The organism is Treponema sp. OMZ 857 (assembly GCF_024181085.1).
In the GTDB taxonomy this organism is placed as follows: domain Bacteria; phylum Spirochaetota; class Spirochaetia; order Treponematales; family Treponemataceae; genus Treponema.
In genome coordinates this window covers 1,925,906-1,946,901 of sequence record NZ_CP051147.1, presented here as the reverse complement: position 1 = coordinate 1,946,901, position 20,996 = coordinate 1,925,906, and the positions used below count along the sequence as shown (strand labels likewise).

General features: G+C 46.6%; 24 protein-coding genes. 9 read left to right on the top strand and 15 right to left on the bottom strand.

What is annotated here, in order from left to right:
• Positions 1-4 precede the first annotated feature (4 nt).
• From E4N66_RS08785 to mraZ, 3 genes are read right to left on the bottom strand one after another with little or no spacing between them, the layout of a single operon-like run.
• Positions 5-286 (bottom strand): septum formation initiator family protein, encoded by a 282-nt coding sequence (locus tag E4N66_RS08785; RefSeq protein WP_253727717.1) that lies wholly within the window; start codon positions 284-286, stop codon positions 5-7.
• Positions 287-291: 5 nt separating this feature from the next.
• Entirely contained in the window at positions 292-1,239 is a 948-nt protein-coding gene (gene rsmH, locus E4N66_RS08780; protein WP_253727715.1) for a 16S rRNA (cytosine(1402)-N(4))-methyltransferase RsmH, read from the bottom strand.
• 5 nt (positions 1,240-1,244) lie between these two features.
• Positions 1,245-1,694 carry a division/cell wall cluster transcriptional repressor MraZ gene (mraZ, locus tag E4N66_RS08775; protein WP_253727714.1) on the bottom strand — a complete coding sequence of 150 codons (450 nt, stop codon included), beginning with the start codon at positions 1,692-1,694 and terminating at the stop codon, positions 1,245-1,247.
• Positions 1,695-1,985: 291 nt separating this feature from the next.
• Between mraZ and E4N66_RS08770 the strand changes: the two genes are divergently transcribed.
• On the top strand, positions 1,986-2,942 hold the full coding sequence (locus tag E4N66_RS08770) for a TraB/GumN family protein (protein WP_253727713.1): 957 nt from the start codon (positions 1,986-1,988) through the stop codon (positions 2,940-2,942).
• Positions 2,943-2,998: 56 nt separating this feature from the next.
• On the opposite strand, the gene E4N66_RS08765 is transcribed toward E4N66_RS08770, so the two are convergent.
• Complete coding sequence (locus tag E4N66_RS08765; protein WP_253727712.1) at positions 2,999-4,204, bottom strand: hypothetical protein; 1,206 nt, start codon at positions 4,202-4,204, stop codon at positions 2,999-3,001.
• Here E4N66_RS08765 and E4N66_RS08760 point away from each other — a divergent pair.
• Positions 4,181-4,936, top strand: a complete 756-nt coding sequence (locus E4N66_RS08760) for an RluA family pseudouridine synthase (RefSeq protein ID WP_253727710.1) — start codon at positions 4,181-4,183, stop codon at positions 4,934-4,936. The two genes, E4N66_RS08765 and E4N66_RS08760, sit on opposite strands and share 24 nt — an antisense overlap.
• A 34-nt stretch (positions 4,937-4,970) precedes the next feature.
• The gene (locus E4N66_RS08755) at positions 4,971-5,297 is read left to right on the top strand and encodes a DsrE family protein (protein ID WP_253727709.1); all 327 of its coding nucleotides are present in this window, start codon (positions 4,971-4,973) and stop codon (positions 5,295-5,297) included.
• A gap of 18 nt (positions 5,298-5,315) precedes the next feature.
• Here the strand turns inward: E4N66_RS08755 and E4N66_RS08750 are convergent, their stop codons facing one another.
• From E4N66_RS08750 to folK, 4 genes are all read right to left on the bottom strand, one after another.
• On the bottom strand, positions 5,316-6,050 hold the full coding sequence (locus E4N66_RS08750) for a pseudouridine synthase (protein WP_253729445.1): 735 nt from the start codon (positions 6,048-6,050) through the stop codon (positions 5,316-5,318).
• A gap of 136 nt (positions 6,051-6,186) precedes the next feature.
• Positions 6,187-6,720: an SMC-Scp complex subunit ScpB gene (gene scpB / locus E4N66_RS08745; RefSeq protein ID WP_006189743.1), complete on the bottom strand. Its 534-nt coding sequence runs from the start codon at positions 6,718-6,720 to the stop codon at positions 6,187-6,189.
• A gap of 1 nt (position 6,721) precedes the next feature.
• Positions 6,722-7,498: a segregation and condensation protein A gene (locus tag E4N66_RS08740; protein ID WP_144389692.1), complete on the bottom strand. Its 777-nt coding sequence runs from the start codon at positions 7,496-7,498 to the stop codon at positions 6,722-6,724.
• 97 nt (positions 7,499-7,595) lie between these two features.
• Complete coding sequence (folK, locus tag E4N66_RS08735) at positions 7,596-8,084, bottom strand: 2-amino-4-hydroxy-6-hydroxymethyldihydropteridine diphosphokinase (protein ID WP_253727708.1); 489 nt, start codon at positions 8,082-8,084, stop codon at positions 7,596-7,598.
• Between the two features lie 102 nt (positions 8,085-8,186).
• Here folK and E4N66_RS08730 point away from each other — a divergent pair, with 102 nt between their 5' ends.
• Positions 8,187-8,891, top strand: coding sequence for a B3/B4 domain-containing protein (locus E4N66_RS08730; RefSeq protein WP_253714042.1), 705 nt, complete (start codon positions 8,187-8,189; stop codon positions 8,889-8,891).
• A gap of 105 nt (positions 8,892-8,996) precedes the next feature.
• On the opposite strand, the gene E4N66_RS08725 is transcribed toward E4N66_RS08730, so the two are convergent.
• Complete coding sequence (locus E4N66_RS08725) at positions 8,997-9,416, bottom strand: Rrf2 family transcriptional regulator (protein ID WP_253727707.1); 420 nt, start codon at positions 9,414-9,416, stop codon at positions 8,997-8,999.
• Positions 9,417-9,420: 4 nt separating this feature from the next.
• Positions 9,421-10,302 (bottom strand): SIR2 family NAD-dependent protein deacylase, encoded by an 882-nt coding sequence (locus E4N66_RS08720; protein ID WP_253727705.1) that lies wholly within the window; start codon positions 10,300-10,302, stop codon positions 9,421-9,423.
• Positions 10,303-10,610: 308 nt separating this feature from the next.
• On the opposite strand from E4N66_RS08720, the gene E4N66_RS08715 reads away from it, so the two are divergent.
• From E4N66_RS08715 to E4N66_RS08695, 5 genes are all read left to right on the top strand, one after another.
• Entirely contained in the window at positions 10,611-11,765 is a 1,155-nt protein-coding gene (locus E4N66_RS08715) for an iron-containing alcohol dehydrogenase (protein WP_253727704.1), read from the top strand.
• A gap of 235 nt (positions 11,766-12,000) precedes the next feature.
• Entirely contained in the window at positions 12,001-12,282 is a 282-nt protein-coding gene (locus E4N66_RS08710) for a type II toxin-antitoxin system RelE/ParE family toxin (protein WP_253727703.1), read from the top strand.
• Positions 12,257-12,574 carry a HigA family addiction module antitoxin gene (locus E4N66_RS08705; protein WP_253727701.1) on the top strand — a complete coding sequence of 106 codons (318 nt, stop codon included), beginning with the start codon at positions 12,257-12,259 and terminating at the stop codon, positions 12,572-12,574. The genes E4N66_RS08710 and E4N66_RS08705 overlap by 26 nt, the downstream gene beginning before the upstream one ends.
• 238 nt (positions 12,575-12,812) lie before the next feature.
• Positions 12,813-13,001 carry a hypothetical protein gene (locus E4N66_RS08700; protein WP_253727700.1) on the top strand — a complete coding sequence of 63 codons (189 nt, stop codon included), beginning with the start codon at positions 12,813-12,815 and terminating at the stop codon, positions 12,999-13,001.
• 94 nt (positions 13,002-13,095) lie between these two features.
• Entirely contained in the window at positions 13,096-13,914 is an 819-nt protein-coding gene (locus E4N66_RS08695; protein ID WP_253727699.1) for a hypothetical protein, read from the top strand.
• A gap of 148 nt (positions 13,915-14,062) precedes the next feature.
• Here the strand turns inward: E4N66_RS08695 and E4N66_RS08690 are convergent, their stop codons facing one another.
• Genes E4N66_RS08690 through E4N66_RS08670 form a run of 5 tightly spaced genes read right to left on the bottom strand, consistent with a single transcriptional unit; the run spans position 14,063 to position 20,993 of the window.
• Positions 14,063-15,829, bottom strand: coding sequence for an FAD-binding oxidoreductase (locus E4N66_RS08690; protein WP_253727698.1), 1,767 nt, complete (start codon positions 15,827-15,829; stop codon positions 14,063-14,065).
• A 25-nt stretch (positions 15,830-15,854) separates the two neighbouring features.
• Positions 15,855-17,411 (bottom strand): FGGY-family carbohydrate kinase, encoded by a 1,557-nt coding sequence (locus E4N66_RS08685; RefSeq protein ID WP_253727696.1) that lies wholly within the window; start codon positions 17,409-17,411, stop codon positions 15,855-15,857.
• Complete coding sequence (locus E4N66_RS08680) at positions 17,408-17,815, bottom strand: DUF1667 domain-containing protein (RefSeq protein ID WP_253727694.1); 408 nt, start codon at positions 17,813-17,815, stop codon at positions 17,408-17,410. The genes E4N66_RS08685 and E4N66_RS08680 overlap by 4 nt, the downstream gene beginning before the upstream one ends.
• Positions 17,812-19,242, bottom strand: coding sequence for an NAD(P)/FAD-dependent oxidoreductase (locus E4N66_RS08675; protein ID WP_253727692.1), 1,431 nt, complete (start codon positions 19,240-19,242; stop codon positions 17,812-17,814). Before E4N66_RS08675 ends, E4N66_RS08680 begins: the two co-directional genes overlap by 4 nt.
• Entirely contained in the window at positions 19,239-20,993 is a 1,755-nt protein-coding gene (locus tag E4N66_RS08670; RefSeq protein WP_253727690.1) for an NAD(P)/FAD-dependent oxidoreductase, read from the bottom strand. The genes E4N66_RS08675 and E4N66_RS08670 overlap by 4 nt, the downstream gene beginning before the upstream one ends.
• Positions 20,994-20,996 lie beyond the last annotated feature (3 nt).

The following is a 20,996-nucleotide window of genomic DNA, read 5'->3' as shown; positions in this document are numbered from 1 at the left end:
GGCGTTATCCCTTCTTTTCCTTATCTAAGGAGATGCGGATAATTTGAGAGGAATCCGCTTTATGCATACCCAATTCTTCCACAGCAATCTTTTCGATCCGCTGCGGTTTTGACAGGATGGAAATAGCCGAAATCTTCCGTTTGTTTTCTGCAATCAGACGATTCTGCTCATCGTTATATGCGTTTACTTCGCGTTCAAGTGTATTATAAACTTGAGACTGCTTAACGGTGAAGAAAAACAGACCGGGAATACTGACGGTAAGAATCAAAGCTAAAAGGTGTTTCATATCGGTTATGTCCTCCTCAAAGAGAGCTTTTTTATAACGCGGAGCCGGGCGCTGCGGGACGGCGCGTTACCGGCTGTCTCTTCGGCAGAGGGGCCGACCGGTTTTTTCGTAAGCAAAGCTGCACGGGGCACGCCTCCACATGTACATATCGGCATTTCAGGCGGGCAAATACAGCTTTTTGCAAGGTCTCTAAAAAAAAGTTTAACAATGCGGTCTTCCAGCGAATGAAAGGAAATAACGCCCATTTTGCCTCCTTCTGCGAGGCAGGAAAAGGCTTTTTCCAACAGGCGCGGCAGCCGGTCAAGCTCGCTGTTCACGGCAATCCGTAAGGCTTGGAACGTCTTAGTCGCCGGATGTATGGGACCGTGCCTGAAACGGGCGGGAACCGCATGGAACACGGTTTCACTTAACTGCCGCGCTTCCGTAAAAGGGTGCTTTTCCCGTTCTGCAACAATAGCGCGGGCAATCGGGCGCGAAAAGCGCTCTTCCGCATAGAGGTACAGTAAATCTGCCAGTTTTTTTTCGCTATAGGTGTTTACAATATCGGCTGCTGTCAGCGATTCATTCGGATTGATACGCATATCGAGCGGTTCGTCGCCGCTGAATGAAAAGCCGCGTTTTGATTCCATATAATGGAAAAGAGAAATGCCGAGGTCAAATAAGATGAGCGAAGGTGCCGCTGTATCTTGAGGGTATTGATCAAAAAAAGTGTCCGACCAGCCTAAAAAAAACTGCATACGCTCGCCGAATGGGGCAAGCCGCACTTTTGCCTTTGCTTGAATGGCTGGGTCGGCATCGATACCGATAATCTTTAACTGTGGAAAGTGAGTTAAAAAGGCCTCGCTATGGCCGCCTTCGCCTAATGTCCCGTCGATAAGAAGCGGGTCGGATGTTTCCGGGGCAAGCAATTGCAGGCATTCTTGTAATAAAACCGGTGTGTGTACAAAGTTCATACATATTAAAAACGAATCAGCCCCAAGTCCTCGCTCGCTTGATGGAAATCCGCCTCGCTTCCCTCCAGATAAGCCCGATATTCATCCGCATTCCACAATTCGAGATAACGGTTGATGCCCAATAGCACGCAGTCTTTTTCGAGCTGCGCGTATTCACGTAAACTTTGGGGTATTGAAACACGTCCGGCCTTATCAATGTCTATTTCCTGTGCGGGAGCGATAAGCCTGCGCAGTACAAGACGGGAGTTTGCCTGAAACAAAGAAGCGGATTGCATAACTTTTTCGGATAGCAATGCCCATTCTTCGGGTGGAAATATCCATAAGCAGCGGTCAATTCCGCGGGTAATCACTACTTGTGAGCCCGGCAGTAAACAGCGTAATTTTGCAGGAAACATAATACGTCCCTTTTCATCAAGCGTATTATTATACTCTCCTGAAAACACACTTTTTTCCACTTTTACCTACTTTCCTCCACTTTTCCCCATTTACTTTTATTTTACCGGTAAAATGATAAATGTCAATGCTCTTTTTGCCGATATTATAGGGCAAATGTATTAGACATTTTTTTATATCCTCGCGGAAAAATTGGGACTATTCGACCAGAGTTGAACCTCTTCGCGGTTCAAATGGTCTCACAGTCTCAATTTTTCCGCGATTTATATTTACGCTGCCTGATTCCTTTTCCCTGATATAAATCCTCTAGTAGGAAATACAAAAAAACGCTATTTTATCGAGAGGAGGACTATATGATAGCTTTTAAATATGTGAAAAAAATTGCGCTGCTCTTGATGTTAAGTATCGCGCTTACTGCCTGTACGACTACGGGACAGGGTAAGCGGCTGTCAGAATTATCGAAGCCGGTGCTGATAGAACGCCCTGAGCGTTTTTTTTGGGAGATACGGGGGAATAAGGGTTCCGTTTATGTGCTCGGAACTATTCATGTTGCCGATAAAAAGTTTTATCCGCTTGAAAAGAATGTGCTGCGTGCCTTCGATAAAGCCGACCGGTTGGTGAGTGAGATTGGCGGTATGGCCGAAATGGAAGCTCTCGTCGGTGAAATGCAAACCGTTATTATGAAAAATATGAATACCGACCCTAAAAAGAGTTTACTTAATGTCTTATCAGAGGATGAACTTGTTTTTCTGTATGAAATGATCGGTGATGATACGATGCACCGGTTCGCCTTATTTAATCCGTGGGTCTTAAATACGGTACTGGTTCAATTACTGACGTTTAAGGCTGGGATGGATCCCTCAGATGGTATCGATATGTATTTGATGCAGCGTGCGGAAAATAAGAAAATCGAGGCACTCGATACGGCAGAGCAGCAAATTGCAGCTTTGTCATACGGTACTTTTGAAGATCAGCTAGCACTATTAAAGGATTCTATACAAGCGCTGCGAGATATAGACAAGAGTATAGCGGAAGTACATACGATTCGAGACCTCTACCTCAGCAATAATCGAAAAAAACTTTCAGCGTTACTTGTCGAATTACTTTTGGAAGTACCGTCCTCTTTTTCTGAGAAAAAAGCGCAAGCTTATATCGATGCGTTGTTGACCGATCGGAACCGGATATGGGCACAGAAATTCGATGAATACCTGCGCGAAGGCGGCGACACATTTGTTTTTGCCGGTACTGCGCACTTCCTTGGAAAGTCGAGCGTTTTTGAAATTATGCGGCAAAAGAATATGCTTGAGTAAAAACGATAGATCGCCTCTAGAAACTCGGTTAGATTTTTAGAGGCTCCCAATAGTGCTTATTCCTTCTTACCGAAGCCGTATTCATCTCGGTCAGGCGGAACGTACCAATCGACGGCAAACCAGAGGCGGGGATCGGCAAGGTCTTGTGCGATTTGACCGAGCGCAACCTTTGCCGTTGTTTCTGCAATAAGATAGCGCTTACCGTTGTGGGTAAAGCGTGCTCCGTCGCCGGTACAGTCTACGGCTGCAACCGCGTGCTTTTGTTCCGGGGCAATCATCAAGATTGAATCGATATTGAAGTACTGCAATAGTACGGATATTAGCAGTGCGCGGCTGTCGCAATCGCCGCTTCGGTCGCTGCACACGGCCGGGATATTGAGAAAGTCGGCTCCGCTTTCATCCCTTGCATAGGTAAAATCCTGCATCCACTCAAGCAGGGCTGCGGCGACGGTTTCCGCAGCGGGCATTTTCCCTTTTTTGTCCACTTCTATTAATTCTTTTTCCAGCATCAGCGCAAGATGGCGGCATCGGGTAATACTGTCGCGGTAAATCATCCGGTAATAGCGCTGCCATGCTTTTTGCTGCAGCGGGGAATTAAGGTAGCGTGTCAGCAGGGCAAACTCGCGGTCTATTACTGCTTGGTTCGCTTCGGAATCGGAGCGGTCAAAATGCACGGAAAGTTTTTTTCCGTTAAAGAGCACTTCTTTTTTTACCGTTCCTTCTTTGGGATATACCGCTTGAATCATCGGGCCGGGTTCAAAAAAAGACTGACGGCTGATGAACACCGCATCCAAGCAGGAAATCATCATCGGCTCATATTCCTGCGCTTTTGCCGCCTGTGTTGTTGTTAAGACAACCAGCCATCCCTTTTGTTCGGCGAGCGGCTGCACCAAAAGCCACCCCGCCTGTTTTTGGTTTTGCTGTGTAAATTGAAGGTTTGCAACGAGCGTGGGGTTGCCCTGCATCAAAAATTGTATCGCTTTTTTTTGCGCTTTCAGTTGAGAAAAAATATGCTCTGCCGCAGCGGTTACCGTACCGAACTGCTGATACGGGTAGAGCGCAACCTGTAATCCGACGGGGATAATTGTATTTTGATAAAGGTAGCGGGAATTATCCCGTGAATTCACCTGTCTGAATCCCTCCGGTAAATCCAATGTATAGCCTAATGAAGGATTGCTGATCAGTTCCGCCCGAAGCGGATAGCCGATACAAAACGATAAAAGAATGAAACATAACAAGTGCTGAAATTTTTTCCGATTCATCATATACTCCCCACTATGCACAATAGTCAACAAAATATTGTAAAGAAATCCATTCCGATTGTATATGAGGACGAGGCAATTTGTATCGTCAATAAGCCTTACGGTATTCCGGTACAGGGCGGCGCGCATATTTCCGTGTGCCTTACCGAGATTTTAAGCAAGCAGCTCAGGACAGAAATATTTCCGGTACACCGGCTGGATAAAGAGACTTCCGGCTTATTGGTAGTTGCAAAAAACGCCTCCGCCGCCCGTACGTGCCGTACCTTGTTTGAGTCGCGGGCGGTCGAAAAGGAATATCTTGCATTATGCTTCGGCAGTTTTGAACATTCTGTAAATAAAAAAACACTGAAACCCATTCCGAAAGAAGGCATTATCGATACGCCGATTATGGAAAACGGCACGCCAAAGTCTGCCTCAAGTGCATACAAACTGCTTGCGGGTACTGACGCATACAGCTTGTTCTCCGTCCGATTGCATACCGGCAGAATGCACCAAATCCGTATTCACCTTGCCGGTATCGGCTGCCCGATTATCGGCGACGATAAGCACGGAAACTTTGCATCAAATAAACAGCTTTGGAAAACCGCCCGCATTAAAAAGCTCCAGCTCTGCGCATATCGCCTCCGCTTTCCCATCGGCGGCACGCTTCGCCTTTTTACCGTGCCGGTACCCGAACATATACAGGCGGCGATTGATATGCTGATGCCGGAAACTATCTGCGGCCTTGCTTGACAGGTGTATAAGCGCAGGGTATAGTTTCGGCGCTATGCACTATAAAGTTTTATTCAGAATAGAAAAGCTTCAGTTAATTGCTAAATTGCAAAATAAATTAGTCAATTACCGAAATTATTGCAAAGAAACCGGCGATACGGCGGAAATTGAAATCGTGTTTGCCGGAGATGTTGTACAATATTTTAAGAATCTTGAAAATGATTTTACGGACTGCGATTGCGACATAGCCCTGTGCCATAATGCCTTAGCGGGGCAGGGGATGGAAGACATACAGTATAAAAATATCAGAACCGTACGTGCCGGAATCGGAGAAATCATCAAACGGAAAGCAGAAGGCTTTATCGAGTATACGATTGAGTAAAAAACGCAGCTCTGTACATTATTCTGTGTACTTTCGCTCCCCGTTTTGACTCTCCGCTGCGAGGTCTAGCAGCGCCTGCCGTTCTTTTGCGGTAAGGTCGCGGAACTCTCCTGCTTTCAGGGTTCCCAGCTCAAGGTTCCCGATGCGAACCCGCACCAGCCGCTTTATCGTGCAGTTACAGGAATCCAGCACGCGGCGGATTTCTCTATTCTTTCCTTCGACAAGTACAATCCGTAGCTTACGGCGGTTTACGGCAGCGGCTGAACGGCATTTGTAAAAAATGCCGTCAACGCGGATACCGCGTTCAAAGCGGGTGAGCAGCTCCGGCGGAAAGTCCTGCGTAGTCTCGATGACATATTCCTTTTCGATCTGTGCCGACGGGTGTTCTATCTTTGCGGCAAAATCCCCGTCGTTGGTAAAGAGGATTGCCCCGCTCGAAAACATATCGAGCCTGCCGATGTTGTAGAGCCGCTCGCTGTAGGTCTCTTTTAAAAGATCTGCGGCAGTGGGGCGTCCTTTCTCGTCGGAGAGCGTGCAGACGAAGCCCGCCGGTTTGTTCAATAGTACGTAGCACTTGCGCGCTTCGGGGTGCACCGGTTTCCCGTCAAGGAGTACCGTATCACCCGTGCGAACCTTGCTGCCCATGCCGGTAACAAGCGTTCCATTTACGGAAACACGCCCCTCCGCAATAATCTTTTCGCAGGCACGCCGCGACGCAATCCCCGCATGGGCAAGATAGACTTGCAGTCTCATCTCCGAAGTGCCGGTCTGTTCGTTACCTTCAGGAGCGGTACCGTTGTTGAAATATTCGGTTCGCTTGCCGCTGTTTTTATCGCCTTCGTTACGAGTGCCGTTATCAAAAGGTCGCGAGCTGTGAGAAAAATGATTGTTACCGCGCAAGTTCGAACCGCTCCTGTTCCGTCTCATCCATCTTGGGTAAGTCCGCGATGCTGTTTAAACCGAATACTTTTAAAAATTCCTTGGTCGTGCCGAATTGCACCGGCTTTCCGGGAATATCTTTTTTCCCTACTTCTTTAATCAGCTCTTTTTCTACCAAAAGCCTAATCATCGTGTCGGCGGAAACCCCGCGGATTGCCTCGATTTCGGCACGGGTTATCGGCTGAGAATAGGCGATAATCGACAGCGTTTCCATCGCAGCGCGCGAAAGGCGGTTCTCGTTCTTTTTACCGTAGCGGTCTTTCAGCGCATCCCAAAATTCTTTTTTGGGCGTGATAATCCAGCCGCCCATCATCTGTGTAATTTCGATACCGCTCGAACCTTCCGAATATGAATCTTTTAGATTTTTAATACATTCTTTTACGACATCGACCGATAAGCCGGCAATTTTACTGATTGCAGCGTCGTCAAGCGGCTCTCCTTCCAAATAGAGGATTGCCTCTACGAGAGCTGTTTCTTTTTCCATTTTATACTCCATCATCATTGCGGGCAGCTTCCCACGGGCGTATTTTTATATCGCCGAACATCCTGTTTTGCCAGATACTTGCCATCCTGAATTTGACCGCCTCAAGCAGCGCCATAAAAGCGCAAATAACATCCAGCAGATTGCCCTTCCGTACAATCAAATCGGTAAAGAGGCATTCGCCCTTTTCTTCCAAAAATTCGTTCATCAGCGTCAGCTTTTCGTTTACGGACACTTCTTCGTACAGGTCAAGAATTTGTTCCGAGTTATAATTGGACATCAGTTTTGAGAACGTCCGTAAAAGCTCCCATGTATCAACCCGCTCCCACAGGTTCTCTTCGGTAAAGGGAAGCGCGTGCTGTATTTTCTTGCGCTCAAAAAACCATTCGGCCTCGCTTTCTTTTTCTTCCATTAGAACCGACAGTTTTTTAAATTTCTGATACTCAATCAGCTTGTTGACCAATTCCATACGCGGGTCTTCGATATCCTCATCGTCCAGATCAACCTCGACGGGAAGGAGCATCTTGCTTTTAATGTAGATAAGATGCGCCGCCAATTCATAAAACTCGGTTAAGCTGTCCAGATTGAGGCTTACCGCGTAATCGAGATATTCAAGGTACTGTTCGGTTATGTCCCCGATGGGAATATCGTAGATATTGATCTCATTTTTCTTAATTAAAAAGAGCAGAAGGTCGAGTGGTCCTTCAAAATCGTTGACTTTAAACGCACTCAGCGCCTCGTTGTTCTGTTCTTCGTGCTTTTCATCTTCGCCAGTTATCATGGGCGGTATTATATCGAAGAATAGAACTTTTGAAAATATACGGCGCATCTACATCGTCTCTTTTCAAAAGCGCTGGAGATACGACGCATCTACTACCTCAGAGACTTTTTCGTACGCCTTGATCGGGTAGGGCAGCGAGTGTGGCGGCGAGCGGCTGTTGCGTAACGGGATCACTGTAGTCAGGATACAGTTCCAACAAGGGAATGAGTGCGAATGCTCGCCGGTATACTGCGGGGTGCGGGATGATAAGCGGAGGATTATCGAGCTTAACAATTTGCCTTCCGAAAAAGAGAATGTCGATGTCAAGTGTGCGGGGGCCTTTGGGAATTTCGGCTTCACGGTTTCTGCCGTAATCCGCTTCAATCTGCTGGAGCGTTTTAAGCAGTGATGCGGGACTTCCTGTATAGTTTCCCGATACAACCATGTTGTAAAAATCGTCCTGATCGAGGTAATCCTGCGGTTTTGTAATATAGACGGATGAGGTACGGATTCCGCTTAAGAATGATGTGAGCCGTTTAATGGCCTCTGCAAGGATTACTTTTGAATCTCCGCGATTGGAGCCAAGTCCCAATATAATTGTTTCCATAACTAAAATTTTCGGCCTCTTTACAAAAAAATAGTATACTTTTATAGTAGTGATATTATTTCACATTGTCATCATTGAGAACAAAGGAGATACTAAAGCGGTATGAGTAAATTTTTGGCGGATGCCTCTTTTTGGGAGCTTTTTCCTCAAGCGCAGCTCGGTGTGGTGTTGTTAAAGGGAATTGATAATAGCGGCGAAAGTGTCCGTGATATAAAGGTATTACTTTCTCGAAGTAACGCCGATGCGGAAAAATTTTTGGTAAAAAATGTGTTCAGCGAAAATCCCGTTATCGCTATTTGGCGGGATGCATATCGGAAGTTTAAGACAAAGAAGGGCGTTCGATGCAGTATCGAAGCGCTGCTGAAGCGGGTGGAAAAACAGAATCCTGTTTCGTACATCAATCCGCTGGTAGATATTTACAATGCCGCGTCATTGCAATTCGGCTTGCCGTGCGGTGCGGAAGACAGCGATGCCTTTGACGGCGATTTGATCCTCGGTATTACAAAAGGCGGCGATGATTTTTTTGCACTCGGCGATGAGGAACATAGCCAAACACTGGAAGGGGAGTTGTGCTATCGCGATAATAAAGGCGCCGTCTGCCGCTGTTTTAATTGGCGTGACGGGCAGCGCACGATGATTACGGAAAATACGAAAAATGCGTTTATCATCATGGAAAATCTCGATCCTGCCCGCTTGGAAGACTTAAAAGCCGCATTGGCGCTTATCGGAGAGTATGCTCAAAAGTACCTTGGAGCTTCGGTTACAACTGAAATTTTGACGCAAGCGAATCCTTCTATAGAGTTGTAAATAGTATAAAGCTGAGAAGCGTGGACGTTTGGATATTGTATCCTTAGGTTTGCAAGCTCTCAGCTTTTTTATTCGTGCAGATGCGTAAAAGAAACAAGACTCCTGTTATATTCCCGCTCCTAAATCGGCAATTGTGGTTTTGTTAAGCGAATCTGCCATCGCCTGTTGCGCCTCTTGCAATGCGGTGTCAAGCACACGGTGAATCTTACTTCCGACAGGGCATTGCGGATTTGGATTCGGATGGAAATTGAAAACCTCCCGTTCCTCTGCTCCCTCATTGATTGCGTTGTATACATCCAGCAGCGTGATTGTATCAGCCTTCCGTGCCAAGTATGAACCGCCGACCCCTGCCGCAGTTCTTACTAATCCAGCCTTTTGCAGCTGCAGCAAAATCTTCCGTATGATAACAGCATTGACACCGGTGCTTGCAGAAATAAAATCCGAAGTAACGCGCATATCCTTTTCAAAATACTGAATGCACAAAAGCGTATGAACCGCTGCTGTAAACCGAACACTGATTTTCATATTGCTACTGCCCCCTACGATTATGTGCTGCTATTTCCTGCAAAACCCCGCCAATGTCATCATTGATACAGAGCGACCGTTTTTCTATTTCATACGGTGCAAATGCTTCCCCAAAATTGATACAAACATACTGCGCATTCGGATTTTTTGCCGTCATCTGCCAAAACGGATACTTTATAATTCCGGGAGTGTTTCTTCCAACACCCAGCTCAAGAAACACCACCTTCCCCGTTCCTTCTTGTTGACCTGAACGGCTTGTTATATTCCGGCTTTGTAAAAATGTTTGGTAGCAGTTGGCAGCCTGATCCCAGCCCTCGTCTGTAACAAATGTGTCATCTGCCCGAAGATTCATACTCATCGGTTTTCCGCAAACAGGACAATGCGGTACAAGTTCTGACGGGATTTTCATCTCGTTGCGGAATTCCCACATTGCGCGGACTTGTTTTTCGTTGTCATACGTTTTGTGATGACACGGTTCACTGCATTGAAACAACCCGTAGTCGCCCTGCGTATAAAACAGCCGATCTTTGTCAAAACCTGCTTTTTGGAAACAATGATCTACATTTGTCGTAAGCACAAAATAGTCTTTGTTCCGTACAAGCGAAAGTATGTTGTTATAAACCGGTTTGGGTGGATCCATATAACGGTTTATCATAATATAGCGGCTCCAGTATGACCAACGCTCTTCAAGCGAAGCAAATGGTGTAAATCCGCCTGAATACATATCTTGAAAACCGTACTTGACCGCAAAATCGGAAAAGTATTTTTCAAACCGCTCACCGGAATAGGTGAAACCTGCCGAAGTGGAAAGACCGCTCCCTGCACCGATGACAACGGTTTCCGCTTCGGAAATAATCTGTTTTAATTGCTCAATAGCTTCTCTCATATAAAATCCTCCGTCTGTGTCATCATGTACCTTCTTTGAAAGAAAGTTTTTGTTGTTCTTATGAATTTACATCTGTGACTATATAGCGGTTTGATTGTAATGTCAATAGAACTTTTGAATTTTTTCATTCGGTTAACACCGGTTAGTCAGTGGTTTCTGACCGATCGGTGTTTTTTATCGTTTTCCCTCTTTACTAAATAATAAAATATCGTTATATTTATACTAATAATAAAAGGACGATTAAATATCCGCTGAGTGTAATACAACGGATATTGAATAGTTCTTTGGATTATGAAGGAGTATAAATTATGAAGTACGCAACATTCAGCATCCCCCCGAAGATTGTACACGGTGTGGGAGCCTTGGAATTCCTTTCTACGTTGGAAGGAAAGAAAGCCGCTATTGTTACCGGCGGAAGCTCGATGAAAAAATTCGGCTTTATTGATGAAGCAAAGGGCTATCTGGAAAAAGCTGGTATGCAAGTGCTGGTTATCGACGGCGTAGAACCCGATCCTTCCGTTAAAACCTGTAAAGAAGGCGGCGCAAAGATGGCAGCCTTTAATCCCGACTGGATTATCGCATTGGGCGGCGGTTCTGCAATGGATGCTGCAAAAATCATGTGGGTGTACTACGAATATCCCGGCTATAACTTTGACGATTTAGCCGCTTTCAAATTCCCGAAGCTGCGGACAAAAGCAAAATTAGTCGGTATCCCGTCTACCTCCGGAACCGCTTCCGAAATTACCGCCTTCTCCGTTATTACCGACACGGAAAAGAATATCAAATATCCGCTCGTAAGCCCTGATATTATCCCCGACATTGCAATTGTTGATGATAGAATCCCTGCAAAGATGCCGCCGCTGGTAACAGCTCAGACAGGTATGGACGTTATGACTCACGCGATCGAAGCATACGTATCTACCGCTCATGACGATTACACCGACCCCTATGCGCTTGAGGCAATTCGGCTGGTATTCGACTATCTGGAACGGGCTGTTGCAAACGGAAACGATATGGAAGCGCGCGGAAAAATGCACACAGCATCCACCGTTGCCGGTATCGCATTCAGCAACTGCTCACTCGGTATCGTACACTCGATGGCGCATAAGATCGGCGGTGAATTCCATCTGACACACGGTGAAGCGAATGCAATCATGCTTCCGTATATTATCAACTACAACAGAAAAGAAACCGACCGCTACAGCAAGCTGGAAGGCGCTTTGGGTATCGACGATATTGCAAAAGCTGTCTCTGCCTTGAACCGGAAAGTGGGTATCACCCGCACTATTCAGGAAGGCAAGAACACTATTATTGCAGAAGATAAGTTCCTCAAGGTATTGGATTTGATGAGTGAAAGAGCATTTAACGATGCTTGTACGCTGACCAATCCGCGCAAAACCTCTGCCGCCGATATTAAGAAGATTTATCTTGCAGCGTATTACGGCAAGGAAATTGATTTCTAAAAATATAAGGGCATCTCTAAAAACTCAGCAGAACTTTTTAGTAAATCCCTAAAAGCCGATTAGACCGTACGGTTTAATCGGCTTTTTTAGCGGCTCTGTTATTTTGAGCAATACCCCTTAATACGCAGGATTATCCCATGTTCTGCTGCAGAACTTCGGCTTGCGCTTTATATCCGCGGAGGTTCATCAAGCTTTCGGGTTGACAAGTGCTTCTGTTTAGCATTAGTATAGAAGTATGATAAGAAGTTTTGATGATATAGAAACAGAATCAATATGCAAAGGTAATAAAAGTAAAAAGTTACCGATGACGATTCAGAATGTTGCAAGAAGAAAACTTCGAATGATTGAAGCTGCAAAAGTTGTAGAAGATTTAAGGATTCCTCCAGGTAATCGTTTAGAAAAACTTGCCGGGAATTTAGACGGATTTTATTCAATCAGAATAAATGATCAATGGAGAATTGTTTTTAAGTTTGAAAATGGAGGTGCAGAAAATGTTAGAATCACAGATTATCACTGATAAAAAATTACCCAATGTTCATCCAGGAGAAATTCTTAAAGAAGATTTTTTAGATGCAATGAGCATTTCTGCATATCGTCTGGCAAAAGAAATCAATGTTCCTGAAACAAGAATCTCCGAAATAATTCACGGAAAGCGTTCAATTACTGCGGATACCGCTATCAGATTTTCAAAATTCTTTGGAACGACAGCAGAATTCTGGCTCAATCTTCAGAATCTGTATGATTTGGAAGAAGAAAACAATAATCATTCCCGAGAGTTTGAAACAATAAAAATGTACGCCTATGTCTAAATTGTCTAACACCGTTTTTAAAGCTGATATTTATTTTGTCACGAAAGTTGTTTAGGCGGTCGCCTGTGCTCCTTTACACATATAAAATATTTAAAATCAAAAAAGAAATAGTTGAAATGTGTGATGTTGATAATCTGGATTATACAGTTGCGGAATTAGGCAAAAAAGTATAATAATTGAAGCATAGTTTCTAAAAAATGAACGTTTTGCAGTAGAATTTTTTGATAAAATCCTTGGTATGGATTTTTACGAAGGATTTTATTCTGATGAAACATATCTAGAGCACTTCTATTGTGATGTCGATGATGACAAGAAAGGAAGAATAAAAAAAGGAATCATAGAAAAGGTGAAATCATATTATGGTGTCGATATAAGAGAGGTTTATGATTTTGCTTTGGCAGATGTATTTCAATTTATACATAGATAAGAATCACCCAACATAGGTCTGTAACCGGTGTACGGCCAAGCTGTGTGCGGTACAAGCAGTCGATTTGTCCTTCTGGTAGCAAGGGAAAAAATGAATGAAAGCAAAAATCTTACTATTATCTTTTATATTTTCCATGAGCCTTATTTCTTGTAAAGAAGAATCGGTAAATGATTTATTTGAAAGTTTTGTACATAAAGAATCTAATGAAAAATATATTGTATTAAAGACCGCTGATATAACTCCGATTGAATCATTAGATAAGGATTATCGCAAGATAATAGCAAATCATAACCATACAATTGTGTTGCTTGAAAAAGCAAAATCTACGAAAGAAACGAAATATTGTATTTCAAATTTGGTTTGCCCTATGACAGAGGGTGATATTGCTATTTGTATGCTTATCGATATGTATAAAATGCCTGATGATTATTTTGAAAACGTAATGTATGAAAATATAAAAAGAGAAATGCATAATGCCGGAGATTTTTGGAATTATGTTCATGAATCTGAAGATCATAGAGATGAAATCATACAAAAAATTATTGATTGGATTAATGTTTGTAAGAGCGATGATATATTGCTCCCTTGGATTGAAGAAGAAATTATAGATTATACTTTTGAACTTATATCGGATACAGAGATAGAAAATTTTGTATTTCATCAATCAGATGATGGAATGCGAGTGACAACTTGTAGTTATGGAAAAAAAGATTCCTTTGTTGCTGGCCCAATTGAATATTGGAGTGTAGAAAACGGTTATCTTTGTATTTATTCGGATGAGAATATACTTTCAAGAAAAACAATTAAAATTGGTAAAATTCGAATTGATGAAGAAAAAGGAATTCTATATGCCTATAGAAATAATAAAAAAGTTGAGTATAAATATAGAAGTTCTAAAGACTTCGGTTTTTAGAGGTTCCCTATATTAAAAGGAATCTTCCCGTAAAATAACGATATAAGAACGAATTATAAAACAGAATTAGTAAATCGCCAAAAGCCGATTAAACTGAATGCAGTCTAATCGGTTTTTTTAGCGGCTCTGTTATTTTGAGCAATACCCCTTAATACGCGGGATTATCCCATGTTCTGCTGCAGAACTTCGGCTTGCGCTTTTGCTCTTCGGTCATGTCGATGCCGAGGGTGCCGCCCGGGTTCATAATGTTGTCGGGGTCAAAATGCTTTTTTAGGGCGCGGAAAATATTCAGCCTATCCGTGCCGATCGACTGCTCCACCCACGCCGCAGTCATCTTTCCGACACCGTGGTGGTGGCTCATCGCAGCGCCCTGTTCCATGATATTATCAAAGATACCGAACTGATACTCTGCATATTCTTCTTTATCGCGGAATTTCCCGATGAAGATAAAATAGAGATTGGCACCCTGCTCATAGGCATGGGAAAGGTGCGTCATACAGACCGTGTTCGGGCGGGATTTTGCAAAGGCGCGTACCTTTTCATGCACTCTGCCCATCATCTCCCAGGTAACGGAGCATTCCATCGTGTCGATGATAATGCCGTAGTCCTGCAGCGATTCCCGTAAATAGGGGTCGGTAAAGCGGCCTTCTTCCCATTTATGTGCGGGATAGCCGGTGAGGTACAGTCCGCCGTGGGCTTTGCTGATTTTTTTTACGATGCGGAAGAGGTTTGAAGAAAAGCCTCGTTCCCCTTCCGTCCAGCCTAAGAACATACAGCGGTCATGCGCTTTATATCCGCGGAGGTTCATCAAACTTTCGAGCGGGGTGCCTTCCACGCCGTAGAGCTTCATCATTGCATCGGTTTCTTCGGGGTCGGATAGGCGGAACACGGAAGGATAGCCTGCTTCGGCTTGCATAATTTCCCGCGCGGCGTCGCGTCCGCTCTGCCAGTCCTTAAACATAAAGCTGAAATACCGGCGGTTCTCCGCAGTCAGACGGGAAATTTTCAGCGTTACATGCGTCAGTACGCCGAACGCTCCCTCCGACCCCATCATCAGCTCATCGATATCAGGGCCGACAGCGTGGGCGGGGAGTCCGTAGCTTTTAATGATGCCGGCGGGAGTAACGTATGTCTGCCCCATCACGATATCGTGGATATTGCCGTAATAGGTTGAGTTTTGACCGGCGCCCCGCGTTACCGTCCAGCCGCCGACGGAGGAGTATTCAAACGACTGCGGAAAGTGTCCGCAAGTGTATGCGTGTCGTGCGCCGAACCGTGCCTTTGCTTCGCTCAAGATTTTTTCGAGCTGGGGGCCGGACATTCCCGCTTCAACCGTAATGGTTTGATCGGTTTCGTTAAAGTTAATCACCTTGTTAAAGTTCCGCCGCAGATCAAGGCTGATGCCGCCCTTAAACGCTTCTACGCCGCGGGTAACGGAAGAGCCGCCGCCGTATACATAGAGGGGGATGTGCTGCTTTTGGCAGTATTCGACAATCTGCACGATTTCTTCATGACTTGAAGGATAGAGCACTGCCCGCGGGGCATTTTCGGTGATATTCTCCCGCAACCGGTAGAGGTCGTACATGGTTTTTCCGTAAGCTACGGAAAGCCGGTTGTATCCCTTGGTACTGACATTGTCCTTACCGCACACGGATTCAAAGAACGCGACATGCTCCGGTTCAAGCGGCGGTGTCGCTAATGTTTCGGGCACAACTTCATGTCCGTCGGCGCCTTTTTGCTGAAAATCGGCATCAGTTAAGCCGAGCTCACCTTTCATAAAGGTAAAGAGCCTTTCATTCGGTTCCTTAAATTCGTTGGGGTCTCCCCATTTTAAAATCGATCGGAATGAAGCGGGCGGCGGGGGAACTTGCTCCCATTCTGGTTTAAAATTCTTGTATACCTTACGTTCTGCCATAGCCATCTCCTATTAAAACTACTTTTTATGACGGATAACCGGTTACTTCGCGTATCCGTTTATACACGTGCTTTAAGATAGGATATATCTGCGTGTATATTTTATAGAGTTCATCATATAATTCGCGGTTATCCGGTGAAGGGTTAAATTCCCGCGCAAAATGAACCATGTTTTTGGCGCTTTCTTCGATACTTGAATAACACCCCGTCCCGTACGCCGTTAAGATCGCGGCACCCAGTGCGGAAGTTTCCGTTGTCGCACCACGGACAAGCGGCTTGTTTAAAATATCAGCAGTGATGCCGCAGATACGGTCGCTCTGCGAGGCGCCGCCCGAAACGGCAACCTTTTGTACGGGAACGCCGCTTTGTCGTTGCAGTTGTTCCAACCCCTCCCGCAGCGAGTAGGCAAGCCCCTCGACGATTGCACGGTATATTGCGTGCCGTCCGTGTACGTCGCCGAATCCGATCATCGAACCTTTCGCATAGTGATCTTTAAGGCTTGCGCCCCAATAGGGTTGCAGCATCAAGCCGTAGCAGCCGGGCGGGGACGAGTCGAGGAGGCGATCCATAATTTGCTCAGGAATAATACCGGTCGCTGTCGCCTGTGCCCGTTCTTCATAGCCAAGCTCGTCCTTAAACCAGCTGATCATCCAGTAGCCGCGGAATATTTCGATTTCCGGTACCCAACGTCCGGGATAGGCAGCGCTGTATGCGGGCAGGAAGCGGATAGGTTCCGTGTAGCGGTCGGTACATATTTCTACCGTCGCCGTCGTGCCGAAACTGAGGGAGGCGGTTTTTGCATCGAGACATCCCATACCGAGCGTTTCGCATGCCTTATCGCTGCCGCAGGCGATGACCGGTATACCGGCAGGAAGCCCCGTTTCCAGCGTGCCTTGAGCGGAAACCCGTCCGATTTCTTTCCCGCTTTGCACAACACTGCATTTTTTATCATCATCTATCGGAAATATCTTCGCCGTGATGTGTCCGGGCGATGCCCACTTTTGCTTTTTATGATCAAAGGGAATGTGTCCGACTAAGGATGAAGGAGAATCCGCGGCAATTCCCGTAAGCCGGTATTGAAGATAGCCCGAAACCATCAAAACCCGCCAGGTTTTCTTCCAAATTTCCGGCTCGTTTTCCTGTATCCAGTTGCACTGACCGTCGCTTTGGGAGTGCATGATTTTTTCGTAGTAATCGACTGCTTTCAGCGCAGCCTTCATAATGAAATTCGGATGATACCGGCCGCGTGCCTTTCGGGTATCGAGCCACGTGATTGCAGGGCGCAGTACGTTTCCGTCTTTCCCAATGAGGATAACGGTGTCCCGCTGGGCTGTTACGCCGATCCCCTTTGCGCGGGCTATTAAATCGGGATATTCTCCTTTGAGGGCAGCCGCACCTTTGCAAAGTGCATTCCACCACACAGCAGGGTCTTGTTCCGCCCATCCCGGCCGCGGGCTGACGCACGGTTTATACATGATCTGCTTTTTTGCGAGTACCGAACCGTCTTCCGCAAAGATAATAACGCGTAAACTTTGGGTACCGCAGTCGATTGAGATAATCGTCGATTGATTGTTCATAATCATTCGGCCTCCGTACTTGCACAGGCGAGAATCGGTATTTTTGTCCCGTTTTCAGCGGTAAGCTGCGCAAGACAGTCGCCGTACCGTACCGGAGTGGAGGCGGTAATAGTGCGTATTTTTTCTATCATAGATTTCATCTCCTCAAGCGGAATTTCACATCCGGTTTTTACCGGCAGGCGAATAACCTCAGGCTCACCGAATCCTGTCGTTTTTCCATTACACCGAGCTGACCGGCAGGCAACGGTGGTCGTGAGCGTTCTCATAGGGCACAGCACTTCCTGTTTGCCGTAAATGGCTCCCTTAGGGCAGCTGTTTCCGCTTACTTCTATTATATTCGTTGCATCATCGATTGTCATGGTTAATGCACAGCCGCGCGGACACGCAATACAAGTTAGCTTTTTGATCATTTCGCCTCCTTTGCCCGATGTACCGGTTCTGGGTCAGTCAGCGAAAGGAATAGTTGCTGTGTGTAGGTCGGTATCGATGCGGTATCTACTATAATCCGCTCCATCTCCGGCGGTTTTAATGACCGGAATGTTTTTTTGAAAAGAATCTTTGAGCCTGTTTTTGTTTCCGCGGTAATCGTCAATACCGCTTGCTCCCGTTGCGCCGCAGACCGGAAGTACAGCACCGCCTGCTTCCCGTCCGGTACGATACGGGCGGGTGTTTGGTATAGCAGCGTTTTATCGGCACAGATGGGAATTTCAGCAGGATTTTTGCGCAGTGCCGCCGGCTGTACTTCCGTGAAGTATGGCTCAATCCTCGCGAGTGCCGCCATGCGATATTCCGTTGACTGACTTCTTCCCGCGATGGTACTACCTTCAAACGGTATCCTGCTGCAGAGTAAGGCAGCCCGTTCCCCGGCAATACTGCCCGACTCGGAAACATAGTCTACGAGGTCGTTGACATGGAGTGCGTTTCCGCAGGAGAAAAGTCCCGGCACGGTTGTTTCCATATATTGATTAACCTGCGGCCCCTTTGTCCGCGTGTCCATGTTCGGCGCAAGACTGTCGAGGATGTCGTTTTCGGGGATAAGCCCGACGCTCAATATGAGGGTGTCGCAGGGAATGTACCGTTCCGTACCGGCGACCGGCTGCATCCGTCCGTCAACCTGCGTAACGGTTACGCCCTCCAAGCGTCCTGCCCCGTGCAAGGCGCTCACCGTCGTAGAAAGGCGGAGCGGAATACCGTAGTCTTCAAGGCATTGCACGATATTGCGGGTCAGTCCCGACGGTTCGCTCTTTACCTCGTAGATGCCCTCTACGCTGCCGCCGATGTGTGCGGTTTCGAGGGTGAGCCGCCGCGCCATAATGAGTCCGATGTCTCCGCTGCCCAAAATGACAAACCGCTTGCCGGGAAGGTACCCCTTTAGGTTGATAAAGGCTTGTGCCTGTCCTGCGGTGAATACCCCCGAAGGCCGGTCGCCGTGGATAAATACCTGCCGGTCGGTGCGTTCTCTACAGCCCGTTGCGGAAATGAGCGCCGTGCAGGAAAGGGTAAAAATGCCGTTTTTCGGATTGGTAAAGGTTAGCTCAAAACTGCCGCCGTTCTGCTGCACGATACGGATAACAAAGGTGGATACGAATATGTCGATGTTGGAATGCTGATCGAGCATATCGCGATACCGCCATGCATATTCGGGGCCGGTTAAGCGCTCCTTAAATCGAATGAGCCCGAAGCCGTCGTGAATACACTGCTTTAAAATACCCCCGATATGCTCTTCCCGTTCTATGAGTGCGATGCTGCACTGCGGGTCTTTTTCGGCGGCGGCAAGGGCGGCAGCCATACCGGCAGGACCCGCTCCAATCACAATGATATCATAAAAGCGTTTCATAATGCCGCCTTCCCTTCGCCTGCCGGTAGTGGGCTGTTCAGTATGTATGACGAGCAGCCTTTTTTCGTAATGCGCTCAAGCGGAATACCGGCTTCCCGGCTGATGATTTCCATTACCCGCGGCGTACAAAAACCGCCGTGGCACCGCCCCATTCCGGCACGGCACCTGCGTTTTACCGCATCAAGGCTGATATTCTGCATACCGAGCACAAGGCAGCTCCTGACCGCATCCCGTATCTCCCCTTCGGAAATCTGCTCGCAGCGGCAGACAATTTTCCCGTAGAGCGGATCCTGTTTGATAAGCATATGCCGCTCGGCATCGTGCATGGTGGCTGTTTCGCGGGGTGCGGCGCGGCGCGGTATAAAGTCCGGTTTTTCTTTGAGGGTGGCAGGAAAGCGCCGGAGTGCAAGTGCTGTAATATCTTCTGCAATTGCCGGAGCGGAAGCAAAACCCGGCGATTGAATGCCCGCAGCATGAATTAAGTTGGGTACCTTTTCGGACGTTTCAACGATAAAGTCTTCCTCCCACGTTGCTGCACGGATACCGCTATAATACGCGATGATATCGCCCCGCGAAAGCGTCTTATTCATGGACATTTGCTCAAGCAAGGCGTGTTCATCTTCGGCATCGGTACCGTAGTCTTCGCGGTCGTATACCTCATGCGCGGTAGGCCCGACAAGGATATTCCCTTCTATACAGGGGATAATTCCGCCGCCTTTTGAATGCTGTTTTGAAGAATTAAGAAGATTTGGCTTTCCGATAATGGTATACTGAAAATTCCGTTTCTTTTTGTCGAGGATAATATCCATGCCCTTGCGGGGATGAATCGAAAAGAAACGGTCTCCCGCAAATTCTGCAATTTTATCCGACCATACGCCTGCTGCGTTAATGATAAGACGGGCGTTCAGCGTACCGCGGTTTGTGTGCACTGCCGAAATCAAGTCGTTCGTTTTGTCAAAACCGGTTACAGCGGTTTCAAAGAAAAAAGATACGCCGTTTGCCGCAGCATTTTCCGCAAAGGCAATTGTTACCTTAAAAGGAGAGGCAATGCCGGAGAAGGGCATCCAAAAACCGCCATAGTATTCCGTACTTAGGTTCGGTTCCATGGTTTGTATTGTTGTTTTATTTCGATATCCAACTCGTCCGTCAACACCGTTTTTTGCCGCCCTCCGGTGCATAAACGGCACGAGCAGTTTCAGGAGTGGAGAGTTAAACAGCATAAAGCTGCCCGGCCATTCGGTTTGAAATCCTAGTTCTTTGTCCAGTTTACGGTAGAGACGGTTGCCGCGGGTGTTCAGTCTGCCTTTTATCTTTGAAGGATTGTCCGCAAATCCGGGATGGATCATACCATCGTTGCGGGAGGACGCCTGCATTGCGCAATCGCATTCTTTTTCGAGAACGGCAATTGTTAAATCATAGCGGGACAGTTCCCGTGCAATTGCGCATCCGACAACACCGGCGCCGATAATTACGATATCGAATGTTTTACCCGCTAAAAGATTATCCCGCACTTCCGGCATCCGCATCGGCGGTTCACCCTTTCCGGCGACGGTTATATCGTTCACCAACCCCTTATATCCGGGCAGGCGCTTACACTTTTTTACAAAAAAAACACCGGCTGCGTATCGTTCTTCAACCGTAGGCGCGTCTCCGGTCAATATTACCGACCGGTCGTCCCATGCTGCCGAAAGTTTCAGCTGGGGGTACCGTTTTTTAATCTTTTGCTCGAGTTTTTGCAGATAGGTTTTCATGAT